Origin of the sequence: Streptomyces sp. MS191, assembly GCF_008042125.1 — a bacterium.
Taxonomy (GTDB): Bacteria; Actinomycetota; Actinomycetes; order Streptomycetales; family Streptomycetaceae; genus Streptomyces.
The window spans coordinates 2,149,577-2,165,486 of the sequence record NZ_RDBI01000040.1; the positions used below are offsets into that span (position 1 = coordinate 2,149,577).

Below are 15,910 nucleotides of genomic sequence, written 5' to 3' on the forward strand. Positions count from 1 at the left end.
ACAGGGGCGCGCGAGGCGCCTCCAGGGGGCGCGAACGGCGGGCATTCCGGGGCCCGGAGCCGCCGCACCGGCGGCACCGGTACGGACCGGACCCACAACCACTCGCATCCCACGGAGCGTACCGGAGCAGGACCCCGACTCCGGGCCGTGACGGTCCGGCCGAGGGACACAACCCGATATCGACGCTGCGTGAGCGCCACCGGGCGCGGTGGCTACAACCGCGCCGCCTCCACCTCCTCCGCGAGGGCCTTCGGGAGCCAGCGTTCGGCCCGGACCCAGGCCCGTTTCAGATGCAGATGGACCTCCGCCTCCCAGGTGAAGCCCATGCCGCCGTGGATCTGGAGGCAGTCGCGGGCGCAGCCGGTCGCGGCCTCGTCGGCGAGCAGTTTGGCCCCCGCGATCTCGACCGGGTCACCGGTCACGGCCGCCGCGTAGACGGCGGCGCGGGCTACTTCCGTTCGTACGAGCATCTGCGCGCACAGATGCTTGACGGCCTGGAAGACGCCGATCGGCCGGCCGAACTGCTCCCGCTCGCGGGCGTGGCGCACGGCCGCCTCGGTCGTGCGCCCGGCGCTGCCGAGTTGTTCGGCCGCGGTCAGCAGTGCGCCGGTCGCGACGAGCGCGTCCGGCACCGGGGCCGTGGCGTCCGCGCGTTCCCGGCGGGCGGGGCCCGGCAGCCGGTGCAGGGGCGTCAGCGGGTCGACCGAACGCACCGGGACGGCACCGGAGACGTCCCCGCGGACGACGTCCGCCTCGTCCAGCCACTCCACGAGCCCTCCGTCGGGCCCGGTGACCACGGTCTTGCCCTCGGCCGCCCCGGGCACCTCCCCGGCCGCCAGGTGCGTCGCGATCAGCGGGCCGGGCAGCAGGGCGCGTCCCGCCTCCTCGAAGGCGAGCACCGCCTCGGGGAGGCCGAGGCCCACACCGCCGGCCTCCTCGGGCAGCCGGAGCGCGAAGAGGCCCGCCTCGCCCAGTTCCCGCCAGAGCGCCCGGTCGAGCGTCCCCGTGGCGACGGCCGCCCGGAGCTCCTGCGCGCCGAAGCGTCCGGCGAGCAGCTCCCGCACGCCCGCCTTCAGCGCCCTCTGGTCCTCGGTGAGCCGGAAGTCCACTCGGATCACCCTCCCTTCGGAAGGCCGAGGATCCGCTCGGCGACGATGTTCCGCTGGATCTGCGAGGTGCCGGCGGCGATCGTGTACGAGAGCGAGGACAGCCGGTCCTGGTTCCACTCCCGGCCGAGGTCGAGCGCGTCCGGGCCGAGGACGGCGGCGGCCGCGTCGTACAGCTCCTGACGGGCGTGGGAGTAGCGGAGCTTGAAGACGGAGCCGCCGGTGCCGGGAACGCCGCCACTGGCCTGCGCCTCGCTGACGTTCCACTGGGTGAGGCGCCACAGGGCGCGGAACTCGGCGCTCAGCGCGCCGAGCCTGCGGCGCACCACGTCGTCGTCCCAGGTGCCGTTGCGCCGTGCCTCGGCGGCGAGTTCGCCGAGGGTGCGGCGGCAGGCGACGACCTCGCCGACGAAGGCCGTGCCGCGTTCGAAGGACAGCGTCACCATGGTCACCCGCCAGCCGTCGTTCTCCGCGCCGACCCGGTGCGCGGCCGGTACCCGGACCTCGTCGAGGAACATCTCGGCGAACTCGGCGGACCCGGCGAGCGTGCGCAGCGGCCGGACGGTGATCCCGGGGGCGTCCATCGGCATCGCGAGCCAGCTGATGCCGCGGTGCCGGGGGGCGTCCGGGTCGGTGCGGACGAGCAGCTCGCACCAGTCGGCGACCTCGGCGTGCGAGGTCCAGATCTTGGAGCCGGTGACCACGTAGTCGTCGCCGTCCCGGACCGCCCGGGTGCGCAGGGAGGCGAGGTCGGAGCCGGCGTCCGGCTCGCTGAAGCCCTGGCACCAGACCTCGTCGCCGCGCAGGACGGGCGGCAGCCAGCGCTCCCGCTGCTCGGCGGTCCCCTCGGCGGCGATCGTCGGTCCGGCGTGCAGCAGCCCGACGAAGTTGGCGCCGACGTAGGGGGCGCCGGCCCGCTCCGTCTCCTCCAGGAAGATCAGCCGATGGGTCGGGGAGGCGTCCCAGTGGACGTCCGCGTACCCCGCCTCGTACAGCCGGCGCTGCCAGCCGCAGTCGTAGGCGCGGCGGCCCGGCCAGTCCAGCGGGTCGGGCCGCGGCGGCAGGGTGGGCAGGACCGTCGCGAGCCAGGCGCGCAGCCGCGCCCGGAACTCCTCCTCCTCGGCGGTGTACGCGAGGTCCATCAGACGATGTCCAGGCCGAGCATGCGGATGGCGTTGCCGCGCATCAGTTTGTAGACGGTCTCGTCGTCGAGGTCCTTGACGTGGTCGAGGGCGACCTCGCGGGTGTGCGGGAACGTCGAGTCGACGTGCGGGTAGTCCGTCTCGAAGGTGGCGTTGTCCCGCCCCACCACGTCGAGCGAGGCGATGCCGTGCTTGTCGCGGAAGAAGCAGCAGAAGATCTGCCGGTAGTAGTACGTCGAGGGCGGTTCGGGGATCAGGTCGCGGACCCCGCCCCAGGCGCGGTGCTCCTGCCACACGTCGTCGGCCCGTTCGAGGGCGTACGGGATCCAGCCCATCTGGCCCTCGCTGTAGGCCAGCTTGAGCGTGGGGAACCGGACCAGGACCCCGCTGAAGAGGAAGTCCATCATCGAGGCCATCGCGTTGTTGAAGCTGAGCGAGGCCTGCACGGCGGGCGGGGCGTCGGGGGACGCGGCGGGCATCTGGGAGGAGGAGCCGATGTGCATGTTGACGACGGTGCCCGTCTCCTGGCACACGGCGAAGAAGGGGTCCCAGTAGCCGGAGTGGATCGACGGCAGCCCCAGGTGGGTGGGGATCTCGGAGAACGTCACGGCCCGCACCCCGCGCGCGGCGTTGCGCCGGATCTCGGCGACGGCGAGGTCGATGTCCCAGAGGGGGATGATGCAGAGGGGGATGAGCCGCCCGCCGCTGCCGCCGCACCATTCCTCGACCATCCAGTCGTTGTAGGCGCGGACGCAGGCGAGGGCGACCTCCTTGTCGTGGGCCTCGGCGAACGTCTGGCCGCAGAAGCGCGGGAAGGTGGGGAAGCACAGGGACGCCTCGACGTGGTTGAGGTCCATGTCCTTCAGCCGTTCGGCGGGGTCCCAGCAGCCGCGGCGCATCTCCGCGCGGGTGATCCCCTCCAGGGTCATGTCGTCGCGGTCGAAGCCGACGGCGGCGATGTTGCGCTTGTACGGGAACTTCAGGTCCTCGTAGATCCACCAGTCGGTGGGCGGGCCGTCGGGGTCCATGGTGATCCGGTACTTCCCGCCGACGTACTCGAGCTCCCCGATGCCCGCCGTCACGGGCCGCGGTCCGCGGTCGCGGTACCGCGCCGGCAGCCAGGTGTCGAAGAGGTGCGCGGGCTCGATCACATGGTCGTCGACGCTGATGATCCGAGGCAGTTCCTGGTCCATGGGCGCACTCCTCTTCTGACGGGTCGTCAGATAGCAGGCTAGCCCCGCACCCCTGGACCGACAAGGAGCATGGCTCTACGCTCTCCGCACGATCTGACAGTCCGTCAGTTCGATCGAGCCGCTCGGAGTCGAGAATGACCGACACCGCACACGCCCTGGGCGCCTCCCGCACGCTCTGGGAGCTCGTCGCCCGCCGCGCCGCCCTCACCCCCGACCACCCCGTCCTGCTCCAGGGTGACCGGACGCTGACCTTCGGCGAACTGCGCGACCGCGCCGAACGCTGCGCCGCCGGCCTCTGGGAGATGGGGGTGCGCCCGGGCACGGTCGTCGCCTGGCAGCTGCCGACCCGGATCGAGACGGCGATCCTGTCCTTCGCGCTGACCCGCGTCGGAGCCGTCCAGTCACCGGTCATCCCCTTCTACCGGGACCGCGAGGTCGGCTTCGCGCTGCGCGCGTCGGGGGCCGCGTTCTTCGCCGTCCCCGGGGTGTGGCGCGGCTTCGACCACACGGAGCTGGCCCGCCGGCTCGGCGCCCGGGGCGTCTTCGAGGCCTACGACTCCCTTCCCGACGGCGACCCGGCGGTCCTGCCACCCCCGCCGGCACCCGACACCGGCCAGGACGTGCGCTGGATCTACTGGACCTCCGGGACCACCTCCGACCCCAAGGGCGTGCTGCACACCGACCGCTCGCTGATCGCCGGCGGCTCCTGCCTCGCCCACGCCCTGCACCTGACCTCGGACGACGTCGGCTCGATGGCCTTCCCGTACGCCCACATCGCCGGACCCGACTACACCGTGATGCTGCTGCTCTACGGCTTCCCCGCGGTGATGTTCGAGCAGTTCGCGCTGCCCGGCGCCCTGGAGGAGTACCGCAAGCACGGGGTGACGGTGGCGGGCGGCTCCACCGCCTTCTACGCGATGTTCCTGGCCGAGCAGCGCAAGCTCCCCCCGGGCGAGAAACTCATCCCGAGCCTGCGGCTGCTCGCCGGCGGCGGGGCCCCCAAGCCGCCGGAGGTCTACCACGCGGTGGTGCGGGAGATGGGGTGCCAGCTCACCCACGGCTACGGCATGACCGAGGTCCCGATGATCACCATGGGCTCGCCGGACGACACCGCCGAGAACCTCGCCACCACGGAGGGCAGACCGCCGGCCGGCATGGAGATACGCATCGCGCGGGACGCCTCCGGCAACGGCGAGGTGCGCCTGCGCGGCGAGGCGGTGTGCCGGGGATACCTCGACCCCGCGCAGACGGCCACCGCCTTCGACGAGGACGGCTTCCTGATCACCGGTGACGTGGGCCACCTCACCCCGTCCGGGCACCTGGTCCTCACCGGCCGGATCAAGGACATCATCATCCGCAAAGGGGAGAACATCTCGGCCAAGGAGATCGAGGACCTCCTCCACCGGCACCCGGCGGTCGGCGACGCGGCCGTCATCGGCCTGCCGGACCCGGAACGCGGCGAGCGGGTCTGCGCGGTCGTCGAACCCGCCGAACGGCCGCCGGGCGCGGCTCCCCTGACCCTGGCGGCGGTCACCGCCTTCCTGCGCGGCGAGGGGCTCTCCGTGCACAAGCTGCCGGAGCAGCTGGAGGTGGTCGAGGAACTCCCGCGCAACGACACCCTGCGGAAGGTACTCAAGTACAAACTGCGCGAACGGTTCACCGCGGTGGACACGGCCTGAGCGCCGAGCGACCCGCTCCGCAGTACGTCCCTTTTGGGTGAAACCTTCCCGGGCTTTCCGACGTCCTCCTCTCGGAAGCCGGTCACGGGCCAGCGGGGGAGTGGACGTTCATGGCACTGAGGAAGTACACCGCGCACATAGCCGTCGTCGCGTCGGCGGTCGCACTCACCGGAGCGGTGTGGGGCGCGTCGGTCCTGACCCGCTCGGAGGCGGCCGACACGGCGCGCGGGCCGGCCGCTCAGGGCAAGGGCCCCTCGACCCGGAACCCGGCGCGCCCGCCCGCCAGGGTCCCGGAGAGCATCGCGCACGCCTCCGAGTCGGGCGGACAGGCCGTCAACATCACCATCGACGACGGCCCGGACCCGCGGTGGACCCCCGACGTGCTGCGGATCCTGAAGAAGAACGACGTCAAGGCCGTCTTCTGCATGATCGGCCCGCAGGCCCGGCAGCACCCGGACCTGGTGAAGCGGGTCGTCGCGGACGGACACCGGCTCTGCGACCACACCACCGACCACGACACCACGATGGACCGGAAGTCGCCCGAGTACCAGAAGCAGCAGATCCTCGCGGCGAAGAAGATGATCGAGGACGCGGCGGGCGGTGCGAAGGTCGAGTACTACCGCGCCCCGGGCGGCGCCTTCACCCCCGACAGCCGTCGGATCGCCGCGGCGGCCGGCATGCGGCCGCTCGGCTGGAACGTCGACACGAAGGACTTCCACCGGCCCGGCACGCAGGCGATCGTCGACACCGTGCGCAACGAGCTGCCCAACGGGCCGACGATCCTCTTCCACGACGGCGGCGGCGACCGCAGCCAGACCGTCGCCGCGCTGGAGCAGGTCCTGCCCTGGCTCAAGGAGCAGGGCCACCCGACCGGCTTCCCCGTACGCACCCGTCCCTGACGGGGCTGCGGCCGCTCAGTCCCTGCGTCCGGTCGCGGCCACGGTGACACCGAGGCCGATCATCGTGATCCCGCCGATCCCGCCGACCAGCGAGAGGCGCCGGGGCGAGCGCCCGAACCAGTCGCGCGCGGTGGCCGCGGCCACGCCCCACACCGCGTCGGAGGCCAGCGCGATGACGTTGAACACCACGCCGAGCAGCAGCATCTGCGCCGCCACGTGCCCCGCCTCCCGGTCCACGAACTGGGGCAGCACCGCGGCGAAGAAGACCATCGTCTTGGGGTTGCTCACCCCGACGACGAATCCCTCCCAGAACGTGCGCCGTCCGCCCCGCTCCGGCCCGCCGCCGTCGAACGCGGCCCGCAGCGCACCCCGTTCGCGCCAGGCCCGGAAGCCCAGGTACACCAGGTAGGCGGCGCCCGCGAGCTTCAGGACGGTGAAGACGAGGACCGAACGCTCCACCACGGTCCCGACGCCCAGCGCCACCGCCGCGGCGAGCGCGTAGCCGCCGAGCGTGTTGCCCGCGACGGTGGTCAGCGCGGCGCGGCGGCCGTGGGCCAGCGCGCGTCCGATCACGAACAGCACACTGGGGCCGGGGATCACGATCAGCAGGAGCGACATGGCCGCGAAGGCCGCCAAGCGGTCGGTGGACACCATGGCGCCATGCAAGCACGGCCGGCCCGCACCCTTCCAGGGGCGTCTCACATGCCAGAGCCCCCGGCGGGACGCCCCTCAGGCGTCGCGGTCCTCCGTCATGAAGTACCGGGCGAAGGCACCCACGGCGGCCTCCTCGTCGACGGCGCCCGAGTCCGCGGTCGGCAGCGTACGGGCGCTCAGCGCGGCCGCCACCGGGGAGACACCGAGCGCCAGCAGGGCGCGCTCCACCTCCGCGGGTGTCGCGGCGATGGCGAGCGCGGCGTGCAGGAACGGCCGGGCGATCTCCGCGAACCGCTCGGGGTGGTCGTGCAGCCGCTTGACCGCGCCGCCGAGGAACTCCTCGTGGCTCACCTTCTGGTCGCCGTCGACGTCCGCGATCCCGGCCATGCCCTGCCAGAACGCCTCGGCGCCGTCGCACAGGGCCTGCCCGCGATCGGAGCGGAACGTGACGCCGAACTCGGTGAGAAGCCGTTTCGCCGCGGTGGAGAAGTCCTCGCGGGAGATGGTCCCGTCGCCGTCCTGGTCGAAGGCGGCGAAGCGGGAGGCGAGTCGGCGCTGCAAGAGCCGCTCGCGGTCCGTGTGCTGCGTGTGCTCCATCCCCGGAGACTACGACGATCGGGCCCGCTATGCCGAGAGGGGCCTGGCGTCCTCGCTCACGGCGGCGTCCACGTCCCCGTACACCTCGAAGAGGCGCCGCACCCCGAGCGCCGCCAGGACCCGGTTGACGTGCGCGCCCTCCATGGCGTCCGGCGCGGGCAGCACGACGTGCAGCCGGCCGCGGCAGGAGTACATCAGCCGGCGGGCGGCGATCAGCACGCCGACCCCGCTGGAGTCGCAGAACACCACGCCCGAGAGGTCCAGGACCACATCGTGGCGCCCGTCGGCGACGGCGTCGTGGACCCGTCTGCGGACCAGAGGAGAGGTCACCAGGTCCAGCTCCCCGCGGATGCGCAGCACCGTCCACGGGCCCTGTTCGTCTTCGTCTTCCTCGACGTGGAGCGTCACCGATCGCGCCCTTCAAACGGAGGGAGTCCTTCCCGTGCCTCTCCCGCTGCCCCGGGAGAACCGCGCGAAACCCCCCGTATCGTGATTGACGCTTTCCTTACCATCAGGAATTCCGTCAAGAGCGCACTTGCGGCAAAGAGGAGTGCGCCAGTGCCGCGGCGCATTACTTTGGAGTATGAACTCGGGTCGGGAGGGCCGCCGCAGAGCTCCGGAGGGCTTCGTATGGCGAAGGACACACCACCGCGCTGGGACCGCAGGATGCAACAGCGGCTGGCGCGGGGCGAGGCAGCCGCGCTCGGGGAGCTGTACGACCGCTTCGCCTCGCTGGTGCACAGCCTCGCCCACCGGGTGCTCGACGACGACGACGCGGCCGACCAGGTCACCCGCGAGGTCTTCGGCTACATCTGGGAGAACCCCGACGCCTACGACCCCAAGGAGGGCAACATGCGCTCCTGGGTCGCGCGGCTGACCCAGCGGCAGGCCGTGCACCGGCTGCGCCAGACCGAGGCGGTGGCCTACGCGGAGAGCGGCGAGGGGTCCGCGGAGGAGCTGGAGCAGAAGGTGCGCCGGGCCTCGGTGGCGGCCCGCGCCGACTACATCGTGACGTCGATGCCGGCGCCGCTGCGGGCCGCGCTGGAACTGGCCTATTTCCAGCGGCGCGACTACCGGCAGACCGCGGCCGACCTCGGCGTGACGGAGGACGAGGCGCGGCGCCGGCTGCGGCTCGGCCTCCAGCTGCTGTCGTCCGCGAACACCCGCCCGCTGGAGGGGTCTTCGCCACCCGGTTACGGGCGTGCCCGGTGACCGGGTCCAACGGCTCCGACGACACCCCCGACGAGGTCGCACGCGCGCCTCGGATACCGGGACCGCGCTGGGCGGCGGACGACCACGCCGACCTGTCGCGCGCCGTCCCGCCCGCGGACGCACCCGGCCCGGCCCCGGACCTCCCGCCGACGCCACCTCCTCCCCCGCCGCCGCCTTCGCACACCGTGCTCAAGTCCCTGCTCGGGGCCTGGGCGCTGTCGGCGTGCTCGGCGGAGGAGACCGAAGCGGTCGAGAACCACCTCACCGAATGCGCCCCGTGCGCCGACGAGGCCCTGCGCCTGCGGGACGCGGTCGGCCTGCTGCACGCGGAACGGGACCTGGACCTCGACCCGCTGCTGCGCTCCCGGGTCCTGGAGAACTGCCTCGGCCGCCGACCGGCCCGGATCCCGGTGCCGGCCTGGGCCGCCCCGTACGACGCGGAGACGGCCCGGCTGGACGCGCTGCTCCAGGACATCGGCGAGTCGGAGTGGCACGCCCCGGTCCGGCTGAAGTGGTTCGAGGAGGAGCGCCCGGCCAGCCGCCGGACCACGGTGGCCGGTGTGATCGGGCACCTGCTCACGGTCGACGGCCTGGTGTCGACGGCCCTGGGCCTGGACGACCCGCTCGGCGGCGGCCGGACCGCGTCCCCGGTCTCGCCGACCGCGCGGACGGAGGCGTACTGGCAGAGCTCGGACCATCCGGTGACGCGCGGCGTGCGCGAACCGTGGCGCGACCAGAGTCACACCCTGATCCGCACGGTCTCCTTCGCCGGGCGCGGCGTCGCGGACCTCACCGTGACCTACGGGGACTTCGCGCTGCCGATGCGCGACTCGCTGCTGGAGCGGGCCTTCGAGTGCTGGGTGCACGCGGACGACATCGCCAACGCCGTGGCGTACCCGTACGAGCCGCCGAGCGGGGCGCACCTGCACGGGATGATCGACCTGGCGGCCCGGCTGCTGCCGGCCGCCCTGGCCGGTCGCCGCCGCGCGGGTCTGGCCGCTCCGCCCCGCCACCTGGTCGAGGCGGGTGCCCCGGGCCGCTCGCTCCATCTGGAGGTCGAGGGGGCCGGCGGCGGCCACTGGTACATCGCCCTCGACTCGCCGGCGGCCATGGGTTCACCGGACCACGCGGTGGCCCAGGTGGCGATGGACGGTGTCGAGTTCTGCCAGCTGGTGGCGGGACACGTGCCGCCCGAGGAGGCCGCGGCGGGCCAGGACGGCGACCGCGAGGCGATCCGGGACGTCCTGTTCGCGGCGGCGTCGCTGAGCAGGCTGTAGCGGGGGCAGGGGCGTGCACGCCCCTGCCCGCTCCGGCGCGACCCGTCAGGCGAAGACGACCGTGCGGCGGCCGTTGAGCAGGATGCGGCGCTCCGCGTGCCACTTCACGGCCCGTGCCAGGGCCTGGCACTCGACGTCGCGGCCGATCGCCACCAGCTGGTCCGGGGTGACCTCGTGGCCCACCCGCTCGACCTCCTGCTCGATGATCGGGCCCTCGTCGAGGTCGGCCGTCACGTAGTGGGCGGTCGCGCCGATCAGCTTCACCCCGCGCGTGTGCGCCTGGTGGTAGGGCTTCGCGCCCTTGAAGCTCGGCAGGAAGGAGTGGTGGATGTTGATGATCCGGCCCGACAGCCGCTTGCACAGGTCGTCGGAGAGCACCTGCATGTAGCGGGCGAGGACGACGAGCTCCACCTCCTCGGCGCGGACGAGCTCCAGGAGCTCCGCCTCCGCCTCCGCCTTGGTGTCCTTGGTGACCGGAATGTGCCGGAACGGGATGCCGTACGAGCCCACCAGCTCCGCGAAGTCGGTGTGGTTGGACACGACGGCGACGATCTCGACCGGCAGCGCCCCGATGCGGGAGCGGAAGAGCAGGTCGTTCAGGCAGTGCCCGAACTTCGACACCATCAGCACGACACGCATGCGCTCGTCGGCCCGGTCGAGCTGCCACTCCATGTCGAAGGCGTCGCCCACCGCGGCGAAGCTGGCCCGCAGCTTGTCCACCGACACCGGCGCCTCGGCCGAGAAGTGGACCCGCATGAAGAAGAGGCCGGTGTCCCGGTCCCCGAACTGCTGGCTGTCCTCGATGTTGCAGCCCGTGATGAACAGGTAGCTCGACACGGCGTGCACGATGCCCTGTTTGTCCGGGCAGGAAAGCGTGAGGACGTACTGGTCGGTCATCCCCGTAGCGTGCCACACGCGGGGAGAACGCCCCGGCCTCCGTCCGTCAGGCGGACCGGGTCATGATCCGGAGCACGTCCAGCGAACGCGGGGGCGCGTCCGGGTCCTCGCCGTCGGCCGACGCCAGCCGCACGTGCGCCTCACGGGCGGCACGGACGGCCTCCGGCCAGCCGTGATGGTCCATGTAGGCCGAGACGGGGGCGTCCGGGCCGACCTGGTGCATGATCCTCAGCACCCGGAGCACGGCCACGTCGACGAGCGCGGCCTCCCCCGAGTCGCGGAAGACCGTACCCACGTACTTCTCGGCGGACCAGTTGTCGAGCCAGGTGTCCTCGACCAGGCGGTAGACGGCGTCGGTGACGTCGCCGTACCCCTCGTGGCCGGCCAGCCAGGTGGTCTCGTGGAACCCGGGGTCGGAAAGCATGTGCAGCGCCGAGCGCACGTTGCTGCGCCAGCGCCACCAAGGCAAGTCGTTGAGCGGCATGCCGCCCATGGTGGAGGAGCGACGGCCGCGACGGGAAGAGTTCATCGAACCGGAGACTGGACTGGACACGTTTCGATCGTACGTTCCCTGCCGACCGGTCCCGACCGGCCCCCGCAATTCACCTTCACGTCACCCAACGTTGAACCATGCTCACTCCCGCGTTACCCATGAGGCGGAATTGTGCATGCCCATGACCGGTAGGCGACTGACCTCATTCCTCGCGCACGTCACGACCGCGGCGGCCGGAGCGTCGCTGCTCACCGGATGTGGCGTGCTCCCTGGTGCCACGGGGGGCTCCAGGGAGCCCGTCACGGTGATGACCTGGGCACCCGACGGCACCCGGGCCACCAACATGCCGGGCATGCCCGCCATGGCCAAGGCCTACGCCCGCTGGATCAACGAGTCCGGCGGGATCGACGGCCACGAGCTCCGCGTCCTCACCTGCAACGAGGAGAACACCTCCGCCGGCGCGGCGGGCTGCGCGCGCCGGGCCGTGAAGGAGGGGGCCGTGGCCGTCGTCGGCTCCTACAGCCGGCACGGACAGGCCTTCCTCGCCCCCCTGGAGGCCGCCGGGATCCCGTACATCGGCGGCTACGGCGTCACCGAGGACGAGTTCACCAGCCCCCTCTCCTACCCCGTCAACGGCGGCCAGGCGTCCCTGCTCGCCGGCAACGGGATCCAGCTCGCCGAGTCCTGCCGCAAGGTCTCCCTCGTCCGGCCGGACAACGCGGCCGGCGACAAGCTGCCCGACCTCCTCAACTCCGGCCTGCGCAAGTCCCGGCACGGCAGCGCCATCGACATCCCGGCCGCGGAGGACTCCACCGAGTACACCCGGCAGGCCGGCCGGGCCCGCTCCAAGGCCGGCCGCGACAAGGGCTGCGTCACCGCCGTGCTCGGCGAGCGCACCCAGACGTTCTTCGACTCGTTCCGCCGGCTGCCCGGGAACGCGCAGGCCGGCGACGGCGACGAGGGCGTCCGCATCTCCTCGGTGCTCGGCAGCGTCGCCCAGCCGGTCATCGACCGCACCGGCGGCCCCCACAGCCCCTTCGAGGGCGCCTACGTGACCGGGTGGTACCCGGAGGAGAACGACCCGAGCTGGGCCCCGATGCGCAGGGTGATCAAGGAGCAGGCCTTCGTCGACAACCGCGTCGACCCGGCCGACGCCGGCGTGCAGACGACCTGGATCGCCTACACCGTCCTGAAGCAGGTCGTCGAGTCGCTCGACACCGACACCGTCGACGCGAACGCCCTCTCGATGGCCCTCGACCGCGGGGTCGAGATCGACACCGGCGGCCTCACGCCGCCGCTGCGCTGGCGGCACGAGGACCTGCTCGGCGCCACCGGCTTCCCCCGGATCGTCAACCACCAGGTGACGTTCCAAGTGGTGCGCCAGGGACGGCTGGTGGCCCAGAAGCCCGGCTTCGTCGACGTCGGCCAGACCGTCCTCACCGCCCCGTAGGGCCGCGCCGGACCATCCGACCGCCGGGCGGGGCGGCGCCCGGCGGATCGGCGGCGGTCAGAGCTGGGTGGGCGTCCGCTTCGACAGCCCGTACTTCGTGGCGGTCGGGTTCCACAGCCCGGCCGCCTCGCGCTTGGCGACGGTGGCTTCGCTGCTCGCCTTGCCCGCGGCGGCCGTCTCGCCCGTGCTGCGCGCCTTGCCGCCCTTGCACAGCTTCTTGTTCTTCATCTGGTCGGCCCAGGCCGCGTAGTGGTCGTCCGCGGAGGCGGACGCCTGCCACGCCTTCGTCAGGGACGCCGTCAGCTCCGAGTTGTTCGGCAGCCGGTCGACCGACAGCGCCTCCAGGCGGGTCACCAGACCGCGGCGCTGCTCGGCGGCGCCCCGCAGGTCGGAACCGGCCTGGTCGAGGTTCTTGCACTGCTTGATGGACTCGACCGAACGGATCACCGCGTCACGGCTGTTGTTGCTGTCGGCGAGGAGCTTGTCGAGCGCCTTCGCCTGCGGCTCGGCCGGGTCGGCCGCCTTCTCCGTGGGGGCGGTGGACGGCGTGCCGGTGGTGGCGGCCACGGGCTGGCCGGACTTCTTGTCCTTGTCGTCGTCGCCACCGCTGAGGAGCGCGCCGGCACCGAGGCCGACGACCGCGCAGCCGATGACGACGGCGGCGATCAGCGCGACGGGCGACCTGCGGCGCGGCTCGGGCTCGTCGTCGTACCCGTCCTGGTAGGCGTCCTGGTACGGCGACGGCTGCTGCTGACGGAACTGCTGCTGCGGCGGCTGCTGCGCGTACGGGGCCTGCTGGTACTGCTGCTGGTACTGCTGCCGCGGGGCCTGGTGCTGCGGCTGCGCGGACGGCTGCGGCATCTGCGACGTCGTGTCGCTGCGGAAGAGGTTGTCGAACTCCGCGGGGGGCTGCCGCTCGCCGTGCATCTGCGCCGGTACGGGAGCGATGTACTGGGTCGCGTCGGACGCGCCGGCCGGCGGAGCCGGCTGCTGCAGCGGGCCCGTCCCGAGGAACCGGGTGTCCGGGCCGCCGCCCTGCCCGGCGACCGGCGGGATGTACTGGGTGGCCTGCATGTCGGAGGCCGGGGCGGCCGGCGGATAGCCGTAGCCCGGCTGCGGCGCCTGCGGCTGCACGTCGGAGGCCGGGGCGGCCGAGGGGTAGCCGTAGCCCCCCTGCGGCGGCTGCGCCCCGGGTATGGCGCCCGGCATCGGCCCCGGCGGCCCGCCCTGCGGGACCGGCGGCATGTACTGGGTCGCCTGCATGTCCGCGGCGCCGCCCGGCACGGCCTCCGGCGGCAGCGGCTGCCCCTGCTGCCCACCGGGGCCCCAGCCGCCGCCCCACGGCTGCCCGCCGGCCGGCCCGGCGGCATGGCCGCCCGCCGCACCACCGTCGGCGGGCAGCACGACACCTTCGTGCGTGGGCCGCCCCGCCGGGTACTGCGGCTCCGGACCCTGTCCGCTTTGCGTCACCGGGACTCCTACTGATGGACCTACGGAATCGTCGGCCCACGCTACCGGGTGCGTCCGGCGGCGTGCACACGCGTGTGATTCCGATTACACACCTGGGACAACTCCCGTGACGCACACCCCTGGTGAGCGGGCGTGACGACGCTCACGTCCCGTCCCCGGCGGTGGGCCGGACCCCCGATCCGACCGCGCGGCACACCACTCCCCCGGTCCTCCCCTTCTTCACCGCCCTCCCCGTCCACCTTCCTCTCCGCCGTTCCCCGCTGCCGCGCCCACCTCGGCGCTGTGCGGGGCCGCGCCTCACGCCGCGTGGAGCGCGAGCCGGGTGCCGAACTCGCGGACCGCCGGCTCCCGGGAGAAGGGTTCGAGGCGCTCCTTCAGGTCGTCCAGGTACTCCGCACCCCGGGACGACCGCAGGGTGCCCAGGAGTTCGAGCGCCTGCGTGCCCGCGTGGCAGGCCTGTTCCACCTCGCGCCGCTGGACGTGGGCCGAGGCCAGCAGGACCAGGCCGATCGCACGGCGCCGGGCCCGCGTCTCGGGGTGACCGGTCAGGGAGTCCTCCGCGGCGCGCGCCGCCGCCTCCGCCTGTCCCAGGTCCCGGTGGCAGTGGGCCAGTTCGTCGGCCAGGTAGGCGTGGTCGAAGTGCGCGATCCACGCCGGGTCGTCCCCCGAGTCCGGGTCCGCCCGCTCCAGCGCCCGCACCGCGCGACCCGCCACCACCTCGAAGGCCCGCGCGTCCCCCAGCAGCGCGTGGCCACGGGCCTCCGCCGCGCAGAACATCGCCTCCGCCCGCGGCGTCACCCGACCCCGCGCGCCCTCCTGCGCCGCCCGCGCCAGCTGCGCGATCTCCCGGGGGTTGCCGAGCTGCGCCGCCAGATGACTCATCGAGGCCGCCAGCACGTACCCGCCGTAGCCGCGGTCCCCGGCCGCCTGCGCCATCCGCAGCGCCTGGATGTAGTAGCGCTGGGCGAGCCCCGGCTGCCCGGTGTCCACCGCCATGTAGCCGGCCAGCTCCGTCAGCCGTGCGACGGCCCCGAAGAGCTGCCGGCCCACCGACTCCCGGTACGAACCCGACAGCATCCCCGACACCACGCTGTTCAGGTAGTGCACGACCACCGGGCGGACGTGACCGGAGCCGAACCGGCGGTCGAGGTCGACCAGCGCGGCCGTCATCGCCCGGACCGCCTCCACGTCCGCGATCCCCACGCGCGCCCCGGCCGACCGCGCCACCTGCGCGTCCGCACCGGTGATCAGCCAGTCCCGGCTCGGCTCCACCAGCGCGGAGGCGGCCACGGTCGACCCCGAGAGGAAGTCCCGGCGGCCCACGTCGCTGCGCCACAGCTCGCAGACCTGCTCGATCGCGCCGAGCACCGTCGGCGCGAACTGCAGCCCGACGCCGGAGGCCAGGTTCCGGCCGTTCGCCATGCCGATCTCGTCGATCGTGACCGTGCGGCCCAGCTTGCGGCCCAGCGCCTCCGCGATGATCCCCGGCGCCCGGCCGCGCGGCTGCTGACCCCGTAGCCATCGCGCCACCGACGTCTTGTCGTAGCGCAGGTCGAGGCCGCGCTCCGCTCCGACCATGTTCACCCTGCGCGCGAGGCCGGCGTTGGAACACGCGGCCTCCTGAATGAGCACCTGCAGCCGTTCGTTCGGCTGACGGGCAACGAGTGGCCTGGCTGCCATGACTACCCCCTGAGGCCGGTGTGCGAGCGATAGGACTGATCACTGCCCGGCGGATATCCGGTCAATGCAGATGTGAACACGCGAAACCGGACGCATCGGCCACTGCCCTGTGGTCGACACCCCCCATCACCGGCTACCCATCCGCCGCTCCCCGCAGCACG

General features: G+C 73.0%; 15 protein-coding genes. 5 read left to right on the top strand and 10 right to left on the bottom strand.

The annotated features are described in order from the left end of the window. Positions 1-212: 212 nt before the first annotated feature. The 3 genes from EAO71_RS16780 to EAO71_RS16790 are packed head-to-tail and all read right to left on the bottom strand — an operon-like array spanning position 213 to position 3,441. Entirely contained in the window at positions 213-1,109 is an 897-nt protein-coding gene (locus tag EAO71_RS16780; RefSeq protein WP_147978464.1) for an acyl-CoA dehydrogenase family protein, read from the bottom strand. 5 nt (positions 1,110-1,114) lie between these two features. Continuing rightward, the gene (locus EAO71_RS16785; RefSeq protein ID WP_147978465.1) at positions 1,115-2,248 is read right to left on the bottom strand and encodes an acyl-CoA dehydrogenase family protein; all 1,134 of its coding nucleotides are present in this window, start codon (positions 2,246-2,248) and stop codon (positions 1,115-1,117) included. Further along, entirely contained in the window at positions 2,248-3,441 is a 1,194-nt protein-coding gene (locus EAO71_RS16790; RefSeq protein WP_147978466.1) for an amidohydrolase family protein, read from the bottom strand. The genes EAO71_RS16785 and EAO71_RS16790 overlap by 1 nt, the downstream gene beginning before the upstream one ends. A gap of 134 nt (positions 3,442-3,575) precedes the next feature. Here EAO71_RS16790 and EAO71_RS16795 point away from each other — a divergent pair, with 134 nt between their 5' ends. Both EAO71_RS16795 and EAO71_RS16800 read left to right on the top strand, forming a co-directional pair. After that, positions 3,576-5,120 carry a class I adenylate-forming enzyme family protein gene (locus EAO71_RS16795; RefSeq protein WP_147978467.1) on the top strand — a complete coding sequence of 515 codons (1,545 nt, stop codon included), beginning with the start codon at positions 3,576-3,578 and terminating at the stop codon, positions 5,118-5,120. 110 nt (positions 5,121-5,230) lie between these two features. Then, positions 5,231-6,019, top strand: coding sequence for a polysaccharide deacetylase family protein (locus EAO71_RS16800; protein WP_147978468.1), 789 nt, complete (start codon positions 5,231-5,233; stop codon positions 6,017-6,019). Between the two features lie 15 nt (positions 6,020-6,034). Here the strand turns inward: EAO71_RS16800 and EAO71_RS16805 are convergent, their stop codons facing one another. The 3 genes from EAO71_RS16805 to EAO71_RS16815 form a co-directional block, all read right to left on the bottom strand. Continuing rightward, positions 6,035-6,673 (bottom strand): LysE family translocator, encoded by a 639-nt coding sequence (locus EAO71_RS16805; RefSeq protein WP_147978469.1) that lies wholly within the window; start codon positions 6,671-6,673, stop codon positions 6,035-6,037. 75 nt (positions 6,674-6,748) lie between these two features. Beyond that, positions 6,749-7,270 carry an EF-hand domain-containing protein gene (locus EAO71_RS16810; protein WP_147978470.1) on the bottom strand — a complete coding sequence of 174 codons (522 nt, stop codon included), beginning with the start codon at positions 7,268-7,270 and terminating at the stop codon, positions 6,749-6,751. A 27-nt stretch (positions 7,271-7,297) separates the two neighbouring features. After that, positions 7,298-7,678: an STAS domain-containing protein gene (locus EAO71_RS16815; protein WP_147978471.1), complete on the bottom strand. Its 381-nt coding sequence runs from the start codon at positions 7,676-7,678 to the stop codon at positions 7,298-7,300. Positions 7,679-7,900: 222 nt separating this feature from the next. Here EAO71_RS16815 and EAO71_RS16820 point away from each other — a divergent pair, with 222 nt between their 5' ends. Together EAO71_RS16820 and EAO71_RS16825 are read left to right on the top strand one after the other, a co-directional pair. Next, positions 7,901-8,482 (top strand): sigma-70 family RNA polymerase sigma factor, encoded by a 582-nt coding sequence (locus EAO71_RS16820; protein ID WP_147978472.1) that lies wholly within the window; start codon positions 7,901-7,903, stop codon positions 8,480-8,482. Next, positions 8,479-9,759, top strand: a complete 1,281-nt coding sequence (locus tag EAO71_RS16825; protein ID WP_147978473.1) for a zf-HC2 domain-containing protein — start codon at positions 8,479-8,481, stop codon at positions 9,757-9,759. Before EAO71_RS16820 ends, EAO71_RS16825 begins: the two co-directional genes overlap by 4 nt. 45 nt (positions 9,760-9,804) lie before the next feature. Here EAO71_RS16825 and purU read toward each other — a convergent pair whose 3' ends face one another. Next, positions 9,805-10,656, bottom strand: coding sequence for a formyltetrahydrofolate deformylase (purU, locus tag EAO71_RS16830; RefSeq protein WP_147978474.1), 852 nt, complete (start codon positions 10,654-10,656; stop codon positions 9,805-9,807). Positions 10,657-10,702: 46 nt separating this feature from the next. After that, on the bottom strand, positions 10,703-11,149 hold the full coding sequence (locus tag EAO71_RS16835) for an SCO4402 family protein (RefSeq protein WP_410093987.1): 447 nt from the start codon (positions 11,147-11,149) through the stop codon (positions 10,703-10,705). Between the two features lie 181 nt (positions 11,150-11,330). On the opposite strand from EAO71_RS16835, the gene EAO71_RS16840 reads away from it, so the two are divergent. Further along, complete coding sequence (locus EAO71_RS16840; protein ID WP_147978476.1) at positions 11,331-12,599, top strand: ABC transporter substrate-binding protein; 1,269 nt, start codon at positions 11,331-11,333, stop codon at positions 12,597-12,599. Between the two features lie 57 nt (positions 12,600-12,656). On the opposite strand, the gene EAO71_RS16845 is transcribed toward EAO71_RS16840, so the two are convergent. Both EAO71_RS16845 and EAO71_RS16850 read right to left on the bottom strand, forming a co-directional pair. Next, a complete protein-coding gene (locus EAO71_RS16845) occupies positions 12,657-14,069 on the bottom strand; it encodes a hypothetical protein (RefSeq protein ID WP_187282689.1) in 1,413 nt (470 codons plus the stop codon). A gap of 297 nt (positions 14,070-14,366) precedes the next feature. After that, positions 14,367-15,749, bottom strand: a complete 1,383-nt coding sequence (locus EAO71_RS16850; protein ID WP_147978477.1) for a transcriptional regulator — start codon at positions 15,747-15,749, stop codon at positions 14,367-14,369. Positions 15,750-15,910 lie beyond the last annotated feature (161 nt).

Bases quoted from the DNA above. Each gene is read 5' to 3' on its own strand.
- EAO71_RS16835 (WP_410093987.1), bottom strand. From the start codon at position 11,149: ATGGGCGGCATGCCGCTCAACGACTTGCCTTGGTGGCGCTGGCGCAGC.
- EAO71_RS16785 (WP_147978465.1), bottom strand. From the start codon at position 2,248: ATGGACCTCGCGTACACCGCCGAGGAGGAGGAGTTCCGGGCGCGGCTG.
- EAO71_RS16820 (WP_147978472.1), top strand. From the start codon at position 7,901: ATGGCGAAGGACACACCACCGCGCTGGGACCGCAGGATGCAACAGCGG.
- purU (WP_147978474.1), bottom strand. From the start codon at position 10,656: ATGACCGACCAGTACGTCCTCACGCTTTCCTGCCCGGACAAACAGGGC.
- EAO71_RS16795 (WP_147978467.1), top strand. From the start codon at position 3,576: ATGACCGACACCGCACACGCCCTGGGCGCCTCCCGCACGCTCTGGGAG.
- EAO71_RS16850 (WP_147978477.1), bottom strand. From the start codon at position 15,749: ATGGCAGCCAGGCCACTCGTTGCCCGTCAGCCGAACGAACGGCTGCAG.
- EAO71_RS16800 (WP_147978468.1), top strand. From the start codon at position 5,231: ATGGCACTGAGGAAGTACACCGCGCACATAGCCGTCGTCGCGTCGGCG.
- EAO71_RS16805 (WP_147978469.1), bottom strand. From the start codon at position 6,673: ATGGTGTCCACCGACCGCTTGGCGGCCTTCGCGGCCATGTCGCTCCTG.
- EAO71_RS16840 (WP_147978476.1), top strand. From the start codon at position 11,331: ATGACCGGTAGGCGACTGACCTCATTCCTCGCGCACGTCACGACCGCG.
- EAO71_RS16810 (WP_147978470.1), bottom strand. From the start codon at position 7,270: ATGGAGCACACGCAGCACACGGACCGCGAGCGGCTCTTGCAGCGCCGA.
- EAO71_RS16790 (WP_147978466.1), bottom strand. From the start codon at position 3,441: ATGGACCAGGAACTGCCTCGGATCATCAGCGTCGACGACCATGTGATC.